The sequence below is a fragment of the Streptomyces inhibens genome, from assembly GCF_022221585.1.
Taxonomy (GTDB): Bacteria; Actinomycetota; Actinomycetes; order Streptomycetales; family Streptomycetaceae; genus Streptomyces; species Streptomyces inhibens.
Window position 1 is genome coordinate 8,052,790 of record NZ_CP084681.1, and the last position, 15,631, is coordinate 8,068,420.

Sequence of the window (15,631 nt, forward strand, 5' to 3'; positions counted from 1 at the left end):
CCGCGGGGAACGCCCCGTGAAGATCACACCTAGTCCGGGTGGCGGAATGGCAGACGCGCTAGCTTGAGGTGCTAGTGCCCTTTATCGGGCGTGGGGGTTCAAGTCCCCCCTCGGACACTCTCCATATGTACATGTTTGAGAGGGTTGTGACTCTACGGTCATGATCCTCTTTGGCATGTCAAGGGTCAGTGCGAGCCCGAAGCTCTCGTACAGGGGGCGTTTGCGTTCGGGTGCAGCGGTGAGGAGCCGGCCGGTCATCGAGCCGAGCGCGGAGACCATGTGCTCGATCTGGCCTGTGGTGAGGGTCTCGGGCCGGGCTGTCGTCGTGGCAAGGAGATCTTGTTGGGCAGAGGCCTTCTCGGTCTGGGCCTGATTGATCCATGTGGCGACGAGCTGGGGGTCGGCTCCGGCGTCGAGCACGGAGGGCATCGTTTTCTACTGGCTTGCGAGTCCTCCTCGGATGTTGGCCGACTAGCCTCAGCTCGCCATGAAGCGGCCCAGCTCGCGTGACTTCTGCCGAAGGGCGGCTGCCCACGCGCCCTCAGGAGAATCCAGGGCCGTCGGGACCTGAACATCGTTGAGCTCGCCGCTCTCGGCCAAGTCGGCCGGGTGCCAGTTCACCTCGATGCCCGCTCTCTCCGCCAGGACCAGCACCGTGGCAACGAACCCCTCGGACAGGGCGGCCATGACGGCGTGGCTCATTCTCCGATGCCACGCGAGCAGGGCGTCGACGAACGCTTTGAACGCGCTGGGGTCGATCTGGTACTCGTCAGCCTGCATGGGCCCGATTCCGGACGGCAGCCCCAGCTCGGCTTGATAGACGCTCACCTGGCTCATGAACAGGCGGGAGGCCCCGTTGGACGGGTTCCACAGCGTCTGGTCGCCCATGTCGTAGTACTGGCTCAATGCAGCCTCTCCTTGCTGGTCATACCGGCCAGCGTAGTGAGCATATGAAATTACGGTCAGTCGGCCTTCCACGGAATGCGAGCCAGAACCCGTTCTCACCTACGCAGCCAGGTCAGCTGTTGCCGCAACAGCTGACCCTCGTGCGTAAGGTGACCCGCAGCGCCGAAGGCGCCGGTACGCCCCGCCCCGGCCAAGAGCACGGTGGCCCGGGTGACCGCCGCTACTTGCGTGCCCCGATACCCACCCTGTCGCGGACGATTGCACCGCCCAGACCCCGGCCGAACCGTGGCAGGCAGCCATGGCGGCCGGCCTGATCCTCGCCAACCGCGATGCCGGAATCTTCGCCTCGGATGAAACCGAAACTCGGATTCTGGTCACGGAATTCTGCTGCTGGCCAGGCGGACACCAATTGGTCCTGGCGGCGTTGTGCGTGGCATGAATGCACGTGATCACTCGTACGATTCGTGGTACCCGGGACGGCGGTGCGCGTCATGATTAATGATGACATCCCGCCGCCCGTCCTGTGAGTGCAGCTGTGTCACATACCTTGCCACCAGAACGGGGATGAGTTCGGAAGTCAGTAGCAGAAATCTTATCCGAGAAGGAACTCAGTCTTTCGAAACCATGGAGATGCCGCCCGAGGCGATGGAGAACATTTTCGCAAGCGCCTTTCGGGACTGCGGATCTCGATCAATTCTTTCCATTGACGCGAGCGCCTCTGGGGCGATGTCGATTGTGGTCACGCCTCCTGCGGCGTCCCCCTTCGCCGCCGGGAAAAGCACGAGGCATCGGTAGGCGTGAACTTCGCCATTTCGTTCCTCCCGCAATATGGTGCAGAGGAATACGGTATTCTCCTTCACCTGCCCACGCAGAGACTCCTCAGAGGACCAACGCGTTGCCCACCCTTCCCTCTCTGCCCGCGACTGCAGTTCGAGCAGAGCCGCGAAGCGGACCTGGCACACGCGAAAATCAGGATCTGAAGACCGGACGAATGACATAGGTGTTACTCCCCGCGAAGAACATCGACACGGATGGGAGTTTCGGGATCGATACGGCCATCGCCCACCCTGGTCATGAGCTCATCCCATCGGTGGTGCCCACCGAGTACTTGCCCTCCGGGTGAAACAAAGAACCCATCCCCTAGTCCAGCAGTGTTGAATGACGCCACAAGCTCATCGTTACTCAGGTACTCGTGATACCACTGCGAACTCGGATCGCGAGTACTCTGTCCTTCAGTGTACCGGGCAAGATCACGCGCTGGTTCATGGTGGCTTGAGAATTCGTCATCGTCTTCGCAGCCGAACAGCCCAAGGGGATCCCGCCAGCGTGAGGGGTTCAGCACATAGCTGATCGGGTTGGGAGCCGGCCTGAGCCCGAGCGGGTCCGGGCTGGCGTACCGGCCGGTGTCCGGATCGTAATGCCGGAAGAAGTTGTAGTGCAGCTCCGTCTCGGGGTCGGCGTACTGCCCGGGGTAGCGCAGGGGCGTGTACGCGGTGGCGTTGTGGTTCCAGGCGGTGGAACCCCAGGTGGTGGGGCGGGCTTGCCACGCGACGTCGCCGTCCTCGCTGATGAGCTCCGTCGGCATACCGGTGAGGTCGGTGGCGATGGCGAAGAAGCGAGCGTCGACTTCGTCCTGGCAGAGGTGCTTGCGTTCGTACTGGGCGAGAGGGGTGTGTCCCTTGTGGTCCCAGGTGATGGTCGTTTGTGTGGAGTGGCCGTGGATGGCGGTGGTCTGCTCGCACAGCCTGGCGCCATCCCAGGTGAAGTTCACCTGCTCAGCGATGTTCTGGCCGTCGTCGGTCAGGCGTAGTTTGCCGGTGCGGCGGCCGAGGGGGTCATAGGTGTAGCGCCAGGTCGTACCGTCGGGGGTTGTGCAGGCGGTCAGCCGGTTCTCAGCATCCCAGGTGTAGCGCCAGGTGTCGGGCTTGCGCGACAGGCGGGTCCTCTGGCGGAGGGTGGTGCGACCGGCGGCGTCGTATTCGTAGCGGACGGTGCCGGCGCGGTTGATGCGGGTGCCGGTGTAGGTGCGCTCGCCGCGGGCTTCGGGGGCGGGGTGGCGGTCGGGCCAGGTGGCGTGCGTTTGGTTTCCGGCGGTGTCGTAGGCGTAGGTCTCGGTCCAGTTGTGGGCCGAGACGGTGGTGACCCGGCCGATGGTGTCGAGTTCGAAGCGACGGGGGCCGTTGAGGTGGTCGTCGATGCCGGTGAGGTAGCCGTCGGCGCGGTAGGTGTAGGCGCGGTGCTGGAGGGTTTCGGCGGCTGAGGTGACGTGTTGGTCGGTGAGGCGGCCGAGGGCGTCGTAGGCGTGGGTGAAGATGATGTCGCCGATGGTGCGGGAGAGTTCCTGGCCGAGTGCGTCGTGGGCGAAGGCCAGGGTGCGGCCGGAGGCATCGAGTCTGGTGCGCCGCCCCGCCACGTCGTAGGTCCAGGTGCTGACCGCGCCGGTGGGGGTGGTGCGGGATATTCGACGGCCCAGGACGTCGTAGGTGAAGGTGGTGGTGCGGCCGTTCACCGTCTCGGCGACGACCCGGCCGACCTCATCCCGGCTGTAAGCGAGTTCGCTGTCCGGTCCAGTGATCCGAGCCGGACGGCCCGCGTCGTCGTAGGCGAAGGTGGTGAGCTGGCCGTCGACGTCTTTGGTGAGGATCCGGCCAAGCGCATCGTGCTGGAAACGGGTGGTGTGGCCCAGAGGGGTGGTGCGGGAGGTCAGCCGCCCGGCCGCATCGTGCGCATAGCTCTGGGTGCGGTTGTCGAAGTCCGTCTCGGCGATCAGACGCCCGGCCTCGTCGTATTCATATCGCCAGGTCAGGCCCTGCGGGTTGGTGACCTTCATGAGCTTGAGTTCGGTGTCGTGCACGAACTCGTGGCGTGCCCCGTCCGGGTCGGTGCGCGCCCTCAGCTGGTCGAAGTGGCCGTACTCGAAGGTGGTGACCTGGCCCAGCGGGTCGGTGTGGGCAGTGCAGTTGCCCTCACCGTCGTAAGTCCAGGATTCCTGCGTGCCGTCCGGATTCAGGCGGGTGGCAAGGTGCCCGTCGGGTGTCCACGTGTACCTGGTGGTGTTGCCGAGGGCGTCGATCACGGAGGTGGTGCGGCCAAATCGGTCCCGGCGGAAATGGGTGACGGCGCGGAGAGGGTCGGTGATCGTGAGCGGAAGACCGGCCTCGTCGCACTCGATTCGGGTGGTGTTTCCCAGCGGGTCGGTAACCGAGGTTAGGTGGCCGCGTCCGTCATGGGTGAAGCCGGTGGTCTGGCCGGCCGGGTCCGTGATGGAAGTACGGTTCCCCTTGGCGTCGTACTCCTGACGGAACGCCCGGCCATCAGGGCCGGTGACCTCCAATGGCAGCCCCAGGTCAGAGTACGTGGCGGTGCTGCTGGTCCCATCCGGGCGGAGGATGGAAACCAGGTGCCCGTCCTCGTCGTAGGTGAGGTGTGTGGTGTTGCCGAGGGGGTCGGTGGTCTGGACGGGCCGGTCGTGCGGGTCGTAGGTGGTGCGGGTGGTGTTGCCGAGCGGGTCGGTGATCGCGATGACCTGGAGGCGGTCGTTGATGAGGTACCGGGTAGGGAAGCCTTCGCCGTTGGTGTGGGTGGTGGTGCGGTGCCCGGTCTCGGGGTCGACTTCGCCGTAGGTGAACCGGTTGGCCAGGTGGCCCTCGGCGCCGGACTGGGTGATGCAGCGGTGGCGGTCGTCGTAGGTGTATTCGTAGCGGGAGTTGTTGGAGTCGACCCAGGCGGATATCCGGTGTTCGGTGTCGTACTCGAACCGGATCACCGCGCCGGTGAAGTTGGTGACGCTGGTCAGGTTTCCGGCCTCGTCGTGCCCGTATGACCGGATCAGCTGGTCCGAGCCGTCCTCGGCCGCGTCGGCCAGGTGCACGGCGGTCAGCTGTCCCTGCTCGTCGCAGGTCAGCTTGAGCTCGTAGCCGGCGCTGTGGCGGATCGCGTACGGGATGCCGGTCTCGTCTGCGTAGTCGAAGGTGATCCGGTGTCCGTTGCGGTCCGTGATCTCATCAGGCAGGGCGATGCCAGGAGCGTGCAGGGCGTCAGTGAAGTAGCGGGTCTGACCTGTGTCGGGGTCGTGGACGGCCCAGTCGCCCTGGTCGGTGCGCGTCAGGGGCCAGCGCGGGCCGTTTTTCGGCAGTGCCCGCTCGCCGGTCTCCGGGATGGCGTAGCGCAGCAGCATCCCGGACTCGGTCACGAAGACGACCTCGTCGCTGTCGATCTCCAGGCGCTGGTCGATGGTGGAGGACCACGATGGTCCGATGTGGCGCCCGATGCGGGTCGATGACTCGTATTTACGGGTGAAGACCAGCGGCAGGGCGCCGGGCAGTGCGATGTCGGTTTGGGTCAGGAACACCTTGCCCGTGGCGAGGTCGACCGGGTCGGTGCCGTCGGTGCATTTGCCCTCGTCCTTACGGGTCTTGTCGTTGGCATGGTCGGCATCCGCCTGCTTGGCGGCCTCGCTCTTCGAGGGTCCCTTGGACTGGGGGCCCTTCGCTTTCGGTGACTTGCCGTCGCCGCTGCCACCCCGGCCTGAGCCACCCCGAATAGGGGACTTGGGATCGCCCTTTCCATCCTTCCCAAGGCCCTTGAAGTGGTCGGCGAGGCCCTTGTCGTTCTCGTGGTGGTTCTTGGCCATCTGCTTGATGCCGCGGGTCATGTTGTCGTCGAGGTGCTTGGCGGTCTTCTTGACGGCGTTCTCGATGCCTTCGATGACCTTGTCGAGCATGGTGTTCGCCGCGTCGGCGATGAAGTCCTTGCCGCGGGTACGGCCGTGGTGGCTCCTGGCTCGGCTGATCTTGCCGCCGGCCTTGTTGCGGAAGGTGCCGCCGGCGCTCTCCAGGCTGGTCACGGCGCGGTCGTGCTCGTCCTTGTCGAAGCTGAACCCGCCACCGCCGCCACCGTGGGAGCCGCCTCCGCCGAGCCCGCCCCCGCCTCCGCGGCGGCCACCGGCGCTGAGGAGTTCCATGGGGTTGTCGGCGGCTGATTTGGCGGAGTCCTTGGCGTCCTTGACGCCCTGATTGAACCCGTCCTTGCCGGCCTTGGCCGCGTGCCCGAGGTCCACTCCGTCCTGCACACCGAGGGCGTTGGCGCCGAGCTGGACGACGAGGTCGCCGACCATCGCGGCGAGGGCTTCCTCGACGGGTGTGAGCGCGATGCTGATGACCTGCTCGGCGACCTGCTGGCATACCTCTTTGAAGAGGCGTTTGACGATCATTCGGGTCGCCTGGGTGGCACCGAGCGCGCCGACCTCGGAAAGTCCCAGAGTGAACGGGGCCGCCGCCTGGGCGGCGATGACCTCGGCCGCGAGGATGCCGAGTTGGACGAGCGCAGCGATCTTGGCACCCTCGATGAGGATCGCGACGCCGTCCATCGCAGTGCCTGCCATGCGGCCGCAGTCGGCAAGCCCCTTGAGATGCTGGCCGTTGATCTTGCCCCAGTGGGCGTTCAGCGCCTCCACGGCCAATGAGCCACCCGCTGAGCCCACCAGGCTCTGTATCGCGGTGTGCGCCTCGTTCGCGCCCTCATCGATGTCGTCGGCGAACTCCCGCATGGCGTTGGCCATTTCGCGGTAGTCGTCCTCGTCCACGTTCGGCCACGAGACACCGATCAGGTCGAGCAGTTCATCCGCCCAGCCCGGCAGCACAACGCCCATGCGAAACACGCCCCCCGTAAAACACTTGCTAGATGAACAGACTATTCCAGCGGGGCAAACGGTTCCTCAAGTGCACTATGAGCCGCATGCGGGACCGTACCCGGCCAGGCCGCCGTTTTGTGTACCAGTACCAGGGCGCTCACGATCACCCTCGGGCCATTCGGCGATCAGCCACTGCGGGCTGGTGACGCCGTTGGGGCGGACGGGCTCCAGGCGCTATCCATCCGGGAGTGCGCGTCTGGGTGTCGTGATCACTGGGCAGTCGGTTCCGCCTTCCTGCTGCCCCTCGGGACCCACGACGCTGGTGCGGGGTGGGTGGGAAGGCCTTTGGTATCGTCGGCGATTCGGCGTAGGAACCCGATGCCGAACCCGAACCCGTAGACCCGCGCGTTGTCGAAGGCAGTCTCGGCGCGGTCCAGCTCATCGGTCCTACGTTCGCGTGACGAGTTGGGGCGGCGTCGGCCTGTGACTGGGCATGGGGTTGGGGGGTCGAGTCAATGCCCAGGTGGGGGAGGGTGGTTGGCGAGGCGCGTTGCAGGTCGATGTGACGGAACTGGTAGACGGCGCCGATCTGGTGGAGGACGCCGCGGTGTTCGTGGGCGTCAGCGAGGAAGGCCATCAGGTCGCGGGGAGGCGGCGGTTGTTGCAGAACTTCCGCGTCCTTGCTGCCGGCCTCACACCTACTGAACGCTGCGTCGCCATGGTGAGTCCTTCCGCGACCGGCTCACCACTGGCACGGTCGAGGCTTCGCAGGATCCCGCCCGCCCCTGCGTTGCCCAGCAACGTGAACGCAAAGCACGCAGTCCACGCGAAACGCGTGACTCACCGTCAGGTCGTGGGCGCCGAGAGTTGTGCAGGACGTCGCGCCGAGCTACCCAGCGGCCGCGCGCAAACCTTGATCGCGGACCGGCGGCTGGGGACCACCGCTATGTACCAACCAATGCAGGCGCGCCCCCATGTGGCTGACCGCTCCGTACCAGCGAGCACGTCACAGTGCGGTGACACTGCCCGGGACGGAATGAGGCAAGTGCTCAGCGCTTCCACCCGCAGAGCGGCACAATGCCGCGGAGGAACGGTTGGTCTGCCCGCCCACCTCGGCCGCGAAGAGAGTGAAGCATCGTGAGAAGCAAGTCCGTCACTGCCGAGTTCGTCTCCGGTGGTACTCGACACACCATCACCCGTGCCCAGGTCGAAGCCGCCGCTTCACGTCTTGTCCCAGCGCACAGCGCGACGTTCAGCCGGAACCGTGAGTGGTACGCCCTCGTCGGCACCGGCCTCCACTACGTCCTGGATTTGATGGCCGAGGCCACCGGCACTACGCCCTCCGGCGTGAAGACCGCCCGCCTCGCTCTCGATGCCTTGGGCTTCCCAGTCGTCTGCTGGGCCTGGGGTGATCTTCTTGCTGCTGGTCATTCCGGCCACACCGGATCCACATGAAGTAGCGACAGTGGGCGTGCTCATTCCGGAGCCTGAGCTGACGTCGGCAAGCTCAGGACTTGTTCCAATGGCAAGGCCCTGCATGCGTCCCTACTGATCCGCCCCAGATCGAACAGCATGTGCCGAGGCCTCGGCTATGGCAGCCGCAACTCACCTCGCATCACCGGCATGTGCGTATGGTTCAAGTCCCCCCTCGGACACTTTCCTTTCGGGACATTCGCGAGATCGTCCCTCTCTCGTTCACGAGTTACCGGTTGAATCCTTAGGGATCACCGGTAATTCGTCGTTCATGGGGCTTTGGGTCCTGCGGTCGGCTTGGCGAGATGATGACCGCGACCAGCAGCGTCTGCGCCACCTGCCCATACGGCATGCGCGTTCGAGGTGCGGCACCGACGTCAGCGGAAGAGTGCGGCGAGCAGATCATCGCCGATGCGGCGCACCGGCTCCAGGTTCAGCTGGTAGTACGCGCGGCGGCCGGCGCGGTCGACCGTCACCAGGCCGGCCTGGCGCAGCCGGGCGAGATGCCGGGAGACCTGAGGCAGGGTCATGGCGCTGCGGGCGGCCAGTTCCGAGGGGGTGAGGGGTTCGCGTGCGATGGCCCGGGCGATGCGCTGACGACCGGGGTCGCGGAGCACTTCGAGCCGGCGGTGGACATCCGCGTAATTGGGCTGTGCGGCGCCGTCCGTGAGCGGCGGGTACTGGATGACGGCTACCGGCCCCGGCTCGTGCTTGACCAGGACGTGGGGGCGGCCGAAGACCGAGGGCACGACGAGAAGCCGCGTGGTGGCGACGTTCACGATGCCGTGGTGGAACTTGTCGAAGACGACCCGCGGTGGCCCGCTGCGGTATGAGGCCGAGGGGTCCAGTCCGGCCAGTGCCTGGCCGGGGCCGCTGCGTTCGATGGCCGCGCGGAGCCGTGGCACATGGGTGGCGATCGTACGAGCTGCCCGCGTCAGGTCCGGTTCCAGGGCCTGGGCTGCCGCGGAAAGCAGGGCGAGCAGGTCGGAGCGCAGTTCGTCGGGAGCGTCGAGCAGTCGCCGGGCGAGCTCGGCCCGGGCTGTGGAGCGCAGCTCGGCCGCGGCCAGCAGGCCGTCTCGCTGCGTGGAGTCGTGCAGTACCCGGTCCAGCGGCGCTCCGGAGTTGCCGCCGCGGACCGCATAGCCGGTGAGCTCGGCGAAGCGCTCGAGCGGCAGGTCCGCGATGTCGGCCAGTTCGGCGTCGAGCGAGCGGTCTGCCGCCGCGCGCAAGGGCAGCAGGTACCGGGCGCGGTAGGAGGCCCACAGCGGGGCCCAGTCCATGATGCGCTGCCGAAGCCCCGCGGGCAGGGCCGAGACCGACCCCTCATCCTGGGCAGGGCCACCGTTTCCAGGGCCTTCGGTGTCCAGGTTGCGGGCCCACCGGACCGTGGCGGGGTGGTGCTCGGCTTCCGTGTAGGCGTGGAGCGCCGCGGTGAGCTCGGCCAGCGGCGAGGCGCCGACGACCACGCTGGACGGGGCCGCTCCGGCAAGCATCAGGACAACGCTCATCGCCGTCTCCCGTTCCTTGCGGCACCTCGGTCGCTTACCGCGAGTGCGGTAACCATAGTCGAAGCGGTTCGGGCAGCTCCTAACGTTCCGGCAACCCCAGAACGTCGCACCTCCCGGAGCATCCATGCATTCCCTTGCCCCCGATTTGCGTGCCGCCGTGTGCGAGCACCGGCCTGCGTTGAAGGAGCTGAGCCTCAAGCTGCACGCCATGCCGGAGACCCGGTTCGAGGAGTATTACGCCGTCGAACAGCTCACCGGCCGGCTCGCCGCGGCGGGCTTCGAGGTGGACAAGGGAGTCGCGGACCTGCCGACCGCCTTCACCGCCACCCACCGGGGTGCGGCGGACGGCCCGACGATCGCGGTGCTGCTGGAGTACGACGCGCTGCCCGGCATCGGTCACGGCTGCGGCCACAACCTCATCGCGGCCGGTGGCCTGATCGCCGCTCTCGCCGCCGTCGCCGTCCGGCCCGGCCACGCCGGGACGCTGAAGGTGATCGGCACCCCGGGTGAGGAGGGCGGCGGAGGCAAGATCCTCATGCTGGAGCGCGGCGCGTTCGAGGGCGTGGACGCGGCGGTGATGTTCCATCCGGCCGACCGCAGCCTCCGGGCCCGGCATGCGCTGGCCGCCAGCCACCTGCGGCTGACCTTCCACGGCGTCGCCGCCCATGCCGCCAAGGCGCCCTGGGACGGACGCTCCGCAGCCGCCGCCGCGCAGCTGTTTCTCACGGCGGTCGACTCGATGCGGCAGTTCATTCCGCCGACCGCCCGCGTCCACGGCATCGTGACGCACGGGGGCGACGCCCCCAACGTCGTGCCCGAGCATGCCGAGCTGGACATCTACGTACGCGAGGCCACCTCCGCAGCCCTGGACGAGCTGCTGGTCCGGGTACTCGCCGCTGCCGAGGGCGCCGCGCTGGCCACCGGCACCACGGTCGAACACGCCGAGACCGCGCCCCGCTACACCGAGCGCAACAACAACATGACGATGGCCGACCGGCTCGCCGCCCACACCGCCGGCCTCGGCCTGGAACTGGAACCGCCGTCCCCGGCGAATCCGGCCGGCTCTTCGGACATCGGCAATGTCTCCGTGCAACTACCCGTGATCCATCCGTACGTGCAGATCTGCCCCCGCGGGACTCCCGGGCATTCCGCGCAGATGCGCGAGGCAGCCCGTACGCCGGAAGCCCACGCCATGACCGAAACGATCGCGACCGCCCTCGCCGCCCTGGTCCTGGACCTGCTCGGCGACCCGGAATTCCTTACCTCGGTGCGCGAGGAGTTCCACGCGTCCGTGCCCGCTTGTGCCCCCGACCGCTGTCAGGAGTCGTGATGGCCGCTTCCTCCCCGCCGGACCTGGCGTCCAATGCCCTGGTCAACACGTTCTTCAACTGGGATCTCATCGCCCAGACCTTCCCCCGGCTGATCACCGAGGGGCTGTTCAACACCGTCGTCATCGCGGCCGGTGCGATCGTCGTCGGCATCGTCATCGCCCTGCTGGCGGCGATGCTGCTGCTGTCGAACCGCTGGTGGATGCGGCTCCCCGCCCGGCTGTACGTCGACATCTTCCGCGGCCTGCCGGTGATCATCACAGTGATGCTGGTCGGCGTGGGCCTGCCCGCCGCCGGAATCCGCCCCTTCGGCACCGACCCCTTCGGCTACGCCATCCTGGCGATCGGCATCATCTCCGGCGCGTACACCGCGGAGATCTTCCGCTCCGGCATCCAGAGCGTCGACCCCGGCCAGCTGCAGGCGGCCCGCAGTCTCGGCCTGAGCTACCTCAAGGCGATGCGCCTGGTCGTGGTGCCGCAGGGCATCCGCCGTGTGCTGCCGGCGATGGCCGGTCAGTTCGTCAAGGACATCAAGGAGAGCTCGCTGGTGTACCTGCTCGGCCTCGCCGCCGGGCAGCGCGAGCTGTACTTCATCGCGCAGGAGGAGGTCGCCCGCACCTACAACTCCTCCCCGCTGATCGCCGCCGGCCTGTGCTACCTCTGCCTGACCATCCCGCTGACGTACTTCGTCAACCATCTCGACAAGCGACTGCGCGAAGGCCCGAAAGGCGGGCACCCCCTGGCCGTCGCCGACGCGGACGTCCCCCCGGCCCCCGTATCGGCCACCGCAGGAGTGAAGGCATGACCGCCATGACCAAGGCCCCGGCCACCCCCGCCGCTCTGCGGGTCACCGGCCTCAGCAAGAGCTACGGCAGCCACACCGTGCTGCGCGACATCACCATCGACGTACGCGCCGGCGAGACCCTCTGCCTGATCGGCCCCTCCGGCTCCGGCAAGTCCACCCTCCTCAAGTGCCTCAACCTCCTGGAGACTCCCGACTCCGGCGAGATCTGGCTCGGTGAGACCTGCCTGACCGCCGCGCGCGCCGACGTCGACGCCGCCCGCGCCCGCATCGGCATGGTCTTCCAGCACTTCAACCTCTTCCCGCACCTGAGCGTCGAGCGCAATGTCACGCTCGCCCTGACCTCGGTCAAGGGCATGGGCCGCGAGCAAGCCCGGCAGAGCGCGCTGCGCCGCCTGGCGGAGGTCGGCCTCGCCGCCTTCGCCGACCGGCGGCCCGCCCAGCTGTCCGGCGGCCAGCAGCAGCGCGTCGCCATCGCCCGCGCGCTCGCCATGGAGCCCGAGGTGATGCTCTTCGACGAGGCCACCTCCGCGCTCGACCCCGAACTGGTCAAGGACGTGCTCGCCGTGATGCGGGACCTCGCATCGGCCGGCATGACCATGGCCGTCGTCACCCACGAAATGGGCTTCGCCCGGGAGGCCGCCGACCGCGTCGCCTTCATGTGCGACGGCCGCCTCGCCGAGATCGGCACCCCTGACCGGATCTTTGAACGCGCCGACCACCCCCGGCTGCGCCAGTTCCTCTCCCAGGTCCTCTGAACGCCCGTCCCCGTACAGGAGCCCCTCCCATGCACAGCACCCTCCGCAGATCACTTCTCGCCGGCGCCGCGGCCACCTTGCTGCTCCCCCTCACCGCCTGCGGCGGTGACAGCGACAGCAGCTCGGCGAAGGCCTCGACCGCCAAGTACAAGCTGGTCCAGAACGGAGTGATCACCGCCGGTACGCAGGCCGAGCAGCCGCCCTTCGCCGTGACCGACGCCTCCGGCAATCCCACCGGCTTCGCCGTCGACCTGATGAACGAGGCCGCCGAGCGCCTCGATGTGAAGGTCCAGTACAAGACCACGAACCTGCAGGGCATCCTCGCCGGGCTGTCCGCCGGGCAGTACGACATCGGTGTCGCCGGCGTGGGCGCCACTCCCGAGCGCGCCAAGCAGGTCTCCTTCACCACCCCGTACTACTGGGGCTTCACCTCCGTGGTGACCAGGAAGAGCGGCAAGGAGACTCACCTCTCGGACTTCGACGGCAAGCGGGTCGGAGTCGTCAGCGGCGCGGTCCAGGAAGCCTTCATCGCCAAGAAGATGCCCCAGGCGAAGCTCGTGAAGTTCAAGGACCAGACCGCGCTGATCTCACAGCTGCTCTCCGGCGGAGTCGAGGCGATCGTCCTCGGCGGCGCCGACGCCGACGCATACGTCAAGAAGCAGCCCGTACGCATCGCGGTCGAACAGGACAGCCTCCAAGGCAGCGCCTTCCCGCTGCGTAGGAACGGCGACCCGAAACTCCTCAAGGACATCGACGCCCAGATCGACGCGATGATCGACGACGGTACCTACGTCACGTTGTACAAGAAGTACTTCCAGGACCCGATCGCCGCCGACCTGATCAAGAAGCGCCCCCACCTCGCCAAGCAGGTCCAGGGAACCGACCTGGCTCCCGCGAAGAAGTAACGGGAGGCGGACCTGGATGGGGCTGGTGCCGTACCGGATGGCGTTGGTGAGCAGCTCCCTGAGCACCGATTCGGTCGTGCAGACAGCCTCGTCCAGGCCCCGGTCGGCCAGCTGCCGGACAACGGCTGCGCGGATGTCGGCAACGGCGGCCGGGTCGGCGGGCACATCCCGGCATGCGATTTGTGCCCGAAATTTCTTCCTTTCCCCTGTTCCATATCCTTTGAGCGGATGTATCCTAATAGTCGGCCTACGGGGCGAGCGAGGGAGTTCGACCGGAGTGGCCTCGGGGAAGGGAGCTCTGGCTCTCGCCGAGGATGTGAACAAAGGTCGGGCTGAGAGGCTGAAAGGTCGTAAAGACCGGACGGCGACCCCCAAGCACCTGATCCGGACAATGCCGGCGAAGGGAGCCCACCTCGTAGGTCTTCAGTGTGCCCATGAGGTCTTCTGCGCGCCGAGGCCGCCCCCCGTGCGCCTAAGGGCTGTCCCATAATCCCTGGCGGGCGCACGACGACAGCTACGGCACTCCCCCAGCTAACGCTGGGAGGTGCCCCCACGCCGCGTTGTCGGAACGTCCGGATACGCCCAGTATCCGGACGTCCCTCCGCCTTGCGATGCAGCTCGGCATCCGTACAGCGAATGAAGAGCCGAGACGGAGTGAGCGGTGGGGGCCCCTCCTGCGCCCTTAAGGCGTGGGGGAGAACGCAGTGCATCTGACGCCGTGCGCTGATCCACCAGGGATTACGGGACAGCCCTTAGGCCTCTTTGATCATGTCCGCACACTTCTCCCCGATCATCATCGTGGTGATGCACGGATTCACGGCCGTCAGGAACGGCATCACCGAGCCGTCGGCCACCCGGAGACCGGTGACTCCCTTGACGCGAAGCTGGGGGTCCAGGGGGGCCGCCTTGTCGTTGGGGGCACCCATCTGGACGGTGCAGCCGGGGTGGTAGACGGTGTTGTGGGTGGCGCGGATGTAGTCGAGGAGGTCCGCGTCGGAGTGCGCGGAGAGGCCGGGGGCGAGTTCGGTGCCGGCCCAACTGGCCATCGGTGCCTGGGAGATGATCTCGCGGGCGAGGCGGAGGCCGTGGGTCATCACCCGTACATCGTGTTCGTGGGTGAAGTAGCGCGGATCGATCATGGGCTTGTCGCGGAAGTCGCGGGTGCGCAGCCGGACGGTGCCCAGGGAGCGGGCCCGGGTGACGTTCGGGGTGAGGCAGAAGGCGTTTTCCGAGGTGGGGTAGCCGCGGCGGTAGGTGTTCATGTCGAAGGGCACGGAGCCGTAGTGGAACATCAGGTCCGGACGGTCGAGGCCGGGCTCGGTGTCGGCGAAGATGCCGATCTCCCACCACTGGGTGGAGGAGGTCACCATGGGCTGCTTGGCCTCCCACATGATCACGCCCTCCGGGTGGTCCTGGAAGTTGGAGCCGACGCCGGGGGAGTCGACGATCGGCTCGATACCGGTGGCCCGTAGGTGGTCGGCCGGGCCGATGCCGGAGAGCATCAGCAGCTTGGGGGAGTCGATGGCGCCGCAGGAGACGATCACTTCACGGCGGGCATGGACGGTGCGGGTGTGGAACAGATCGGGGGAGAGGTAGTCCACGCCGGTACAGCGCCGGGACGGATCGAAGTTCAGGCGTTTGGCCTGGAGCCCGGTGCGCACCTCAAGGTTGCGGCGGGTGTCCATCACCGGGTGGAGGTAGGAGGCCGAGGCGGAGGAACGGGTGCCGTCGGGGCGGCAGTTGATCTGGAACCGGTGGGCGCCGCGGATGACGGTGGTGCCGGTGTTGAACGGGGTGGTCGGGATGCCGGCCGCCGCGCAGGCCTCCAGGAGCGCCACACCGCACGGGTCGTGGGGCGGCACGGTGCGCAGGGTGACAGGGCCGCTGCGGCCGTGGTGGTCGCCGGGCGCGTCATTGGTCTCCAGCCGCTGGTAGAGCGGGAAGCAGTCGGCCGCGCTCCAGCCCGTACAGCCCCGCGCGGCCCACTCGTCGAGGTCCTCGGCCGGCGCCCAGAAGGCGATACAGGAGTTGTGTGAGGAGCAGCCGCCGAGCACCTTGGCGCGGGCATGCCGCATGAAGCTGTTGCCGTTCTCCTGCGGCTCGACGGGGTAGTCCCAGTCGTAGCCGGACTCCAGCAGGCCCATCCAGCGGTCCAGACGGAGCACATTGTCGTCGCCGACGTCGGAGGGCCCGGCCTCCAGGACGCATACGGTGACGGTGGGGTCCTCGCTGAGCCGGGCGGCCACCACGGCGCCGGCCGTGCCGCCGCCGACCACGACATAGTCGAACTCGTCCACTGGGGCCTCTTGGGACATCGTG

Annotated in this window: 11 protein-coding genes and 1 tRNA gene; 5 read left to right on the forward strand and 7 right to left on the reverse strand. The window is 67.4% G+C overall.

Features of this window, described 5'->3' with window-relative positions; genetic code table 11:
* The first annotated feature begins 32 nt into the window (after window positions 1–32).
* A tRNA-Leu gene (locus KI385_RS36140) sits at window positions 33–117 on the forward strand.
* On the opposite strand, the gene KI385_RS36145 is transcribed toward KI385_RS36140, so the two are convergent.
* From KI385_RS36145 to KI385_RS36170, 6 genes are all read right to left on the reverse strand, one after another.
* Complete coding sequence (locus tag KI385_RS36145; RefSeq protein WP_238576251.1) at window positions 82–420, reverse strand: hypothetical protein; 339 nt, start codon at window positions 418–420, stop codon at window positions 82–84. The genes KI385_RS36140 and KI385_RS36145 overlap by 36 nt on opposite strands.
* Window positions 421–477: 57 nt before the next feature.
* On the reverse strand, window positions 478–906 hold the full coding sequence (locus KI385_RS36150) for a DUF6086 family protein (protein ID WP_238576252.1): 429 nt from the start codon (window positions 904–906) through the stop codon (window positions 478–480).
* A 608-nt stretch (window positions 907–1,514) separates the two neighbouring features.
* Complete coding sequence (locus KI385_RS36155; RefSeq protein ID WP_238576253.1) at window positions 1,515–1,766, reverse strand: hypothetical protein; 252 nt, start codon at window positions 1,764–1,766, stop codon at window positions 1,515–1,517.
* A gap of 143 nt (window positions 1,767–1,909) precedes the next feature.
* On the reverse strand, window positions 1,910–6,556 hold the full coding sequence (locus tag KI385_RS36160; RefSeq protein ID WP_238576254.1) for a DUF6531 domain-containing protein: 4,647 nt from the start codon (window positions 6,554–6,556) through the stop codon (window positions 1,910–1,912).
* A gap of 1,203 nt (window positions 6,557–7,759) precedes the next feature.
* Window positions 7,760–7,969, reverse strand: a complete 210-nt coding sequence (locus KI385_RS36165; protein ID WP_238576255.1) for a hypothetical protein — start codon at window positions 7,967–7,969, stop codon at window positions 7,760–7,762.
* 419 nt (window positions 7,970–8,388) lie between these two features.
* Window positions 8,389–9,519, reverse strand: a complete 1,131-nt coding sequence (locus tag KI385_RS36170) for an ArsR/SmtB family transcription factor (protein ID WP_238576256.1) — start codon at window positions 9,517–9,519, stop codon at window positions 8,389–8,391.
* A gap of 124 nt (window positions 9,520–9,643) precedes the next feature.
* On the opposite strand from KI385_RS36170, the gene KI385_RS36175 reads away from it, so the two are divergent.
* Genes KI385_RS36175 through KI385_RS36190 form a run of 4 tightly spaced genes read left to right on the forward strand, consistent with a single transcriptional unit; the run spans window position 9,644 to window position 13,312 of the window.
* A complete protein-coding gene (locus KI385_RS36175; protein ID WP_238576257.1) occupies window positions 9,644–10,849 on the forward strand; it encodes an amidohydrolase in 1,206 nt (401 codons plus the stop codon).
* Complete coding sequence (locus KI385_RS36180) at window positions 10,849–11,652, forward strand: amino acid ABC transporter permease (RefSeq protein ID WP_238576258.1); 804 nt, start codon at window positions 10,849–10,851, stop codon at window positions 11,650–11,652. Before KI385_RS36175 ends, KI385_RS36180 begins: the two co-directional genes overlap by 1 nt.
* Window positions 11,649–12,407: an amino acid ABC transporter ATP-binding protein gene (locus KI385_RS36185; RefSeq protein WP_238576259.1), complete on the forward strand. Its 759-nt coding sequence runs from the start codon at window positions 11,649–11,651 to the stop codon at window positions 12,405–12,407. Before KI385_RS36180 ends, KI385_RS36185 begins: the two co-directional genes overlap by 4 nt.
* A 29-nt stretch (window positions 12,408–12,436) precedes the next feature.
* On the forward strand, window positions 12,437–13,312 hold the full coding sequence (locus KI385_RS36190) for a substrate-binding periplasmic protein (RefSeq protein ID WP_238576260.1): 876 nt from the start codon (window positions 12,437–12,439) through the stop codon (window positions 13,310–13,312).
* 752 nt (window positions 13,313–14,064) lie between these two features.
* Here KI385_RS36190 and KI385_RS36200 read toward each other — a convergent pair.
* The gene (locus tag KI385_RS36200) at window positions 14,065–15,627 is read right to left on the reverse strand and encodes a GMC family oxidoreductase (RefSeq protein ID WP_238576261.1); all 1,563 of its coding nucleotides are present in this window, start codon (window positions 15,625–15,627) and stop codon (window positions 14,065–14,067) included.
* Window positions 15,628–15,631: the final 4 nt, after the last annotated feature.